The sequence below is a fragment of the Actinomadura montaniterrae genome (genome assembly GCF_008923365.1).
Lineage (GTDB): Bacteria > Actinomycetota > Actinomycetes > Streptosporangiales > Streptosporangiaceae > Spirillospora > Spirillospora montaniterrae.
The window spans coordinates 1-5,908 of sequence record NZ_WBMR01000376.1; the positions used below are offsets into that span (position 1 = coordinate 1).

Consider the following 5,908-nt stretch of genomic DNA (forward strand, 5'->3'; position numbering starts at 1 on the left):
GGGGCGACGAGCTCCGTCCAGGAGTCGCCCGAAGCGTCCGGTGCGGTCGGCGCCAGGCAGCCGTTCGGGTTCTCGTACTGCGGCGGCCGGCTCTCGTCGTACTTGCGGATCTGCTTGGACGCGTCCGCCGCCGCGTCCCGCTTGCCCGCCCAGCGGCCCAGCCGGTACCCGGCCGCGCCCGGCACCACGGCGCCCGCCACGGCCGCCGTGTTCTTGCGCGCCTCCGCGACCGACTTGTCCAGGTGCGCCTCGCTCTTCTCCCGCGACCCGACCGCTGAGTAGCCGACCGCCGAGAACAGGTGCTGGAACGGCTTGCGGTAGATGAACGCCGCGAACGTCACCAGCGCGATCAGCAGGATCTGCAGGCCCCACGGCAGCGTCTCGCCGAGGATCAGCCCGTACGCCCACAGCAGCAGCGCCAGCACGCCGATCAATGCCGCCTGTTTCAGCAGCATCGACAGCAGCAGCTCCAGCCATCTGACCGCGATCACCCGGCCGATCCCCGGATGGATCCCGATCCCGAGGAAGATCGGCCCCGCCACCAGCAGCAGCAGGAACGCGATCTTCACCACGATCAGCGCGATCGCGATCACCATGATCAGCAGCCCGGCGACCAGCGCCGCGAACAGCCCGCCGAACGCCACCGCCAGCCGGTTCTGCCAGCTCTTGCCCTGGAACAGCGAATACGTCCCGGGATAGTCGTCCTTGATGGTCTTGGCGACGCTCTTGTAGTCGTCCGCCTTCTGCCCGAGATCGGGTTTCTCCGTGCCGTACGACTCCGGCAGGTCCACCGCCTGCGACGACAGCAGCTTGTCCGCGTTCTCCTTGACGATCTTCGCGTTCGGGTCGGTGGTGCCGAACTCGCCCTGCAGCCACGGCTTGCAGACCAGCGCCACCCACAGCCCGTTCGCGTTGCGGGTCGTCGCGTCCAGGTTCGCCGACGCCATCGGGTCCGGCTTGCCGTCCGGCGGCGGGATGCATCTGCCGCCCTTCGTGTCGCTCTGCGGCAGCGCCGCGTTGAACGCCGCGCTCGTCGCCGACGACACCTTCGTGCCCAGCGTCGTGAAGTCCGCGGGCCGTGCGATCAGCCAGATCAGCGCCACCATCGCGGCGACCATCCACACCACGCCCTCGGTGACCTTGCTCGCCCGCCGCCGGACCAGGCCCCACCAGGCCAGCCACATCGCGCCGAGGATGACCACCCACGACCAGTAGCGCGCGTTGAACGTCTTGCCCATGCCGCTGATCACGCCGTCGACGGTGCTCTTCAGCCAGCCGAGCAGCGACTCCGACGCCGCCGCCTGGTAGATGCTGATCGTCGTCCGGTCGACCGCCCGGACCAGCGTGAACGTCGTGTTGGCGATCGCGTTGCCCATCATCGCCATCGCGTCCGAGCAGCCCATGTCGACCGCATACCAGGTCTGCCCGGCCGTCCCGTACCGGTCGTAGTAGGTCAGCTGGTCGCCCGGCGTCTTCTGCAGCTTCGCGTCCGGATAGCCGGGCGGCTTGATCATCCCGTCCGTCCCGGACCCGTACGCCTCCGGCGCCGGATTGTCGGCGGGAGCACACGCGTCGTTCGGGTTGGAACCGGGCGGCAGCGGAATCGACGCCGCCGCCGGCGACAGCGGACTGACCAGGAACAGCGCCATGATGACCAGCAGTACCGCGGAGCGGCGGCTGCGCGGGCGGTGCCGCCGGCGGGTGCGGCGGCGGCGCAGGTCGAGGCGTTCGCCGGGCGAGCGCTGCAGGCGCTCCGTCCGGACGCGGGGACCCGTCATCGGCTGACCTCCTCGACCTCGGCCCCCGCTGCGGTGAGTTCGGAACGCCCGGGATGGGACCGGGTCGGGTTGGTGTCCAGCCATCTCCGCAGCTCCTCGGAGATGAGGTCGACGCCGATCCGGCCGGCGCGCCCATCGAGGTCGCGGAAGATGCACTCGCCGTTGCCGAGGTTGCGCAGCACGGCCTTGTGCTCGTCGGACGACTCGACCCCGAGCAGCGACATCACGTTGCCCACCTCGACCCGTTCGGTTGACCGGAAGGAGAACACCGACGACAGACAGTTGGTGACCTGCTCGTTCAGCAGGTCGCCCGCGTTCTGGGAGACGAGGATCAGCGCGGTGTTGCGGGACCGCCCCATCCTCGACACCTCGGGCACGAGCTTGGCTCCCTCGGGCGTGGACGTGATCGCCCACGCCTCGTCCAGGAAGATCGCCTTCGGCAGCCGGCGGTCGATGCCGTGCATCAGCCGCCGCGCGAACTGCGACACCAGGTACATCAGCGCGACGGACAGGCGCTGCTCGTAGGAGTAGTCCTCGCGGGAGATCGCGACGTCGGGGAGGGTGAGGCCGCCGAGGGTGAACACGGTCGTCCAGCCGGCGGTGTCGATGCGCTCGCCGCCGGACGGGTCGAAGCACAGCCGGGCGAGGTGCATCTCCGACATCGACCGCAGCACCGCGCCGAGGTTCTTGGACGCGGGGTCGGAGGCCTGCTCCAGGTGGTCGACGACGCGGCCGAGGGACGGCTGTTCGGCGTTCGCGACGGCGCCGACCGCCTGGATCATCGCGGACTCGCGCTCCTCCGACATGCGCGGAAGCAGGAGCCGGAGCGTCTCGGTCGCCATGGTCTTCTTGGTGGCGAGGTCGTCGCCGAACGAGAACGGGTCGAGCAGGCCGGGCGCGGCGGACCCGAGCGGCAGGATCCGCGCCTTGCGTCCGCGCGCCTTGAGCAGTTCGACCAGCGACTCGGCGTCGCCCTTCGGGTCGATGGCCGCGATCGTGACGCCGCGGAGCGCCATCTGGTAGATCAGCAGCAGCGCGAGGGTCGTCTTGCCGCCGCCGGGCTCCCCGGTGATCGCGACGGCGGTCGGACGGTTCCGGGCCGCGGCGACGAGCGGGTCGAAGTGGACGATCGACCGGGCCCGCCCGAGCGTCTCGCCGATGTAGGGGCCGATCCAGCCCTCGTCGTTCTCGTCCGTCCGGTCGCCGAGGTCGACGGTCGCGACGGGCATCCCGCCCGCGATGGTCCGCAGCGGCTGCCGCTGCGCGTACGCGTTCAGCCGGATCTGGTCGCCCGGCAGCGACTCCAGGAACAGCGAGAACTGGTCGCCGGTCGAGTTGACGACGTCGATGCCGATGTCACGGTAGTGCTCGACGACCGCGTCGACCCGCTGCGCGAGCAGGTCCTCGGTGGGCGCGGACACGATCAGCCGGTGCCACCCGTACACGAACGGGAGGCGCTCCTTGGTGATGCCGTGCTCCAGCATCCGCGCCGCGTCGATCTGCTCCGCGAGCGCGATCGGCGCCTCCGCGCCCGCCTCCCGGATGTGCTGGTCCATGTCGCGGGCGTGCGCGAGCTTCCGCGACACGTCCTTGGACGCCTTCGCCGGCGGGATCAGCTTCATCCGCGCGCTGATCTCGACGGGGAACGGCAGCGCGTCCGCGTAGTGGAACCACGGCTCGCCGTCCGGGAACGGCATCATGTCGGGGAACCGGGCGAACGACAGGTACGCGACGTACGACGCGGCCGTCGCGCCGCCGCCCGCGCCCGTGAAGTTCGGCTGCTCGATCCGCAGGTACGAGCGGCCGTTGTGGATCGCGCCCTCCACCAGCGACTCGATCTCGCCCTTGCCCCACGTCCGGCGCGGCACCGCCGACGGCGGCGGGTCGGCGAGCGACCCCGTCACCGCGTGCTGGAACAGCCACGCCACCTCGGTGGACGTCGCGTGCCGGGCGTACAGCGCGGACCCGCCGAGGGCCCGGCCGATCCGCTCCGCCTGGTCCGTCCAGCGCCCGATCTCCCGCTTGTCGATCGCGTCGTCGTTGACGCCGAGGACCTTCTCGCTGCGCTTGTAGAACCCGAGGAGCTGCGACACCACCCCGCCGGACAGGTGCGCGCCCATCCCGCGCGGGCCGAGCCGCACCCCGAGGTAGACCTCCTTGGTCCAGAAGTCCTTCGCCCACACGTGCGCGTAGGTCTCCTCGAGGTACTCCCGCCACCCGGCGCCGCCGTCGGACGTCCGGTCCAGCGCGAGCGCCCACTCCGCCGCCGGGTACGTGCGGTGCGCGATCCGCAGGTGCACCTCGGCGTCCTGCATCCGGATCCCGGCGAGCGCGATCGTGATGTTGGTGGCGAGCGCCTCCCGCTCCTCGCCGGTGGTGAACTCGTAGGACACCGTGGGCAGCCGGAAGTACGCCCAGGCGGCACCGTCGGTGAGCAGCACGCGGTCGTCGAAGTACCGCACGGCCAGCCGGCTGGCCTTGCTCATGCCGTCCTCCCGACCCTGGTCCTGACCAATGATTCTCCCGATCGGCGTGCGGCTGCGAAGGGCTGGCGGGGAGAGTGTTCACGGTCCGGGCGGACACGGGCGTCAGGCGCGCCCGCCACGCTCGCGCCCGTCCGGCCGGCTCGGTGCCTGCGAGGGGCGCTCATCGGGTGGCCTCCTGCTCCTGCTGAAGCTCCTGGTAACGCTCGGGCACGACGGTGAACCCGCCGGCGACCACACCGGCGAGGGCAAGATAGGCACGGCGCGTCGGCGCGCGCAACGACTTGAGCTCGTTGCGCGGGGCGCGGTCCATGCTGAGGTGATCGTCCCACGGGATCCGCACGAGGGCACGGCAACGCCCCCGCGCGACGGCCTCCGCCTGCTCGACGTCGTCCATGCTGCGGCGGGACACCCCGTTGATGACCGTGACGGCGCGGGACCGCAGCTCCTCGTACCCGTGCCCGTCCAGCCACTCGAACGTCATCGCCACGGCGCGCGGCGCGTCCGCGCTGGCGGGCGCGACCAGCACGATCTGGTCGGCGTACGGCAGCACCCGCGCGACGATCGCCGCCGCGGTGTCCAGCAGCGTCACCGAGTAGAACTTGTCGATCGTGCGGATCGCGAGCGCGTAGTCGCGGTCGTCGAGCGCCTGCAGCGGGTTCTTCCCGGCCGCGATGACGTCGAGCCCCGACTTGGCCTGCGAGGTGTAGCGGCGCATCGCGGTGAGGCTGCCGACCTGGTCGGCGCGCGTGATCAGCGAGGTCAGCGTCTCGTTGGTCTCGCTGCGCGTCCGCCGCGCGAGCGCGCCCGGCCCGGGGTTCACGTCGACCGCGACGACCGGCTCCCCGTTGTGCTGCGCGAACGTGTGCCCGAGCATCAGCGCGGTGACGGTCTGCCCCGCACCGCCCGTGCAGCCGAGCACGACGACGTGCCGCGTCCCGTGGAACGGCTGCTGCAGCCGCTGCTGGTACTCGGCGTCGACCTCGCCGTGCCCGCCGCCGACGGCCTGGATCAGCCGGCGCAGGCCGCCGGTCGTGACCTCGTGCTCCGGTCCCGGCGGCGTGATCGCGGGCCCGTGCGCGGGCGGCGCCGGGGGCGGCGGGAGCGGCCTCGGCCGGACCGGCGACTGCGGCTGCGACCGCACCTCCCGCGGCGGCGCCTGCTCCTCCGCCGGCTCCGGCACCTGCGGGGGCTGCGGCTGCTGCGGGTGCTGGGGCGGCGGTGGCAGCGGCACGCCCTGCGGCGGCAGGTCCGCGAACGCCTCCGGCGCCTTCCCCGGCTCGGGGACGGGCGGCCACTGCATGCTGTCGGTGGACGCCGGGCGCAGCGGCTTCGACAGCCCCTTCGACCACGGCCGCGGCGCTTCAAGGCGCGGCGTCGCCGGGTCCCGCTCCTGCTTGGCGGGCCGCCACTCGTTCTCCTCGCCGGACCCGCCCTGCGGGCCGCCGAACGCGGCTGGCGCGGCGGGCGCGGCGGGCCGGCCCTGCACCGGGATGTCCGGACGCGTCGGTGCCGGGGGCCGCACCACCGGCGGCTGCGCGGGCGCGGCCGGCCCGCCCCGCAGCGGAACCTGCTGCGGCACGTCGGGCCGCGTGGGCCCCTGCGCCGCCGGAGGCCGCTGCTGAACCGGCTGCTGCTGGACGGGCT

The 5,908-nt window shown here is 72.5% G+C and carries 2 protein-coding genes and 1 pseudogene; all 3 read right to left on the reverse strand.

All coding sequences use genetic code 11. The annotated features are described in order from the left end of the window. On the reverse strand, positions 1–1,778 hold a 1,778-nt coding region (locus tag F9B16_RS48805), incomplete at its 3' end, for a type IV secretion system protein (protein WP_151547082.1). Continuing rightward, positions 1,775–4,264 carry an ATP-binding protein gene (locus tag F9B16_RS48810; RefSeq protein WP_151547083.1) on the reverse strand — a complete coding sequence of 830 codons (2,490 nt, stop codon included), beginning with the start codon at positions 4,262–4,264 and terminating at the stop codon, positions 1,775–1,777. The genes F9B16_RS48810 and F9B16_RS48805, both read right to left, overlap by 4 nt. 160 nt (positions 4,265–4,424) lie before the next feature. Next, positions 4,425–5,908 (reverse strand): annotated as a pseudogene (locus tag F9B16_RS48815) (hypothetical protein); the annotation flags it as partial.

Excerpts from the sequence above, each read along its gene's own strand:
- F9B16_RS48810 (WP_151547083.1), bottom strand. The coding sequence starts at position 4,264 with ATGAGCAAGGCCAGCCGGCTGGCCGTGCGGTACTTCGACGACCGCGTG.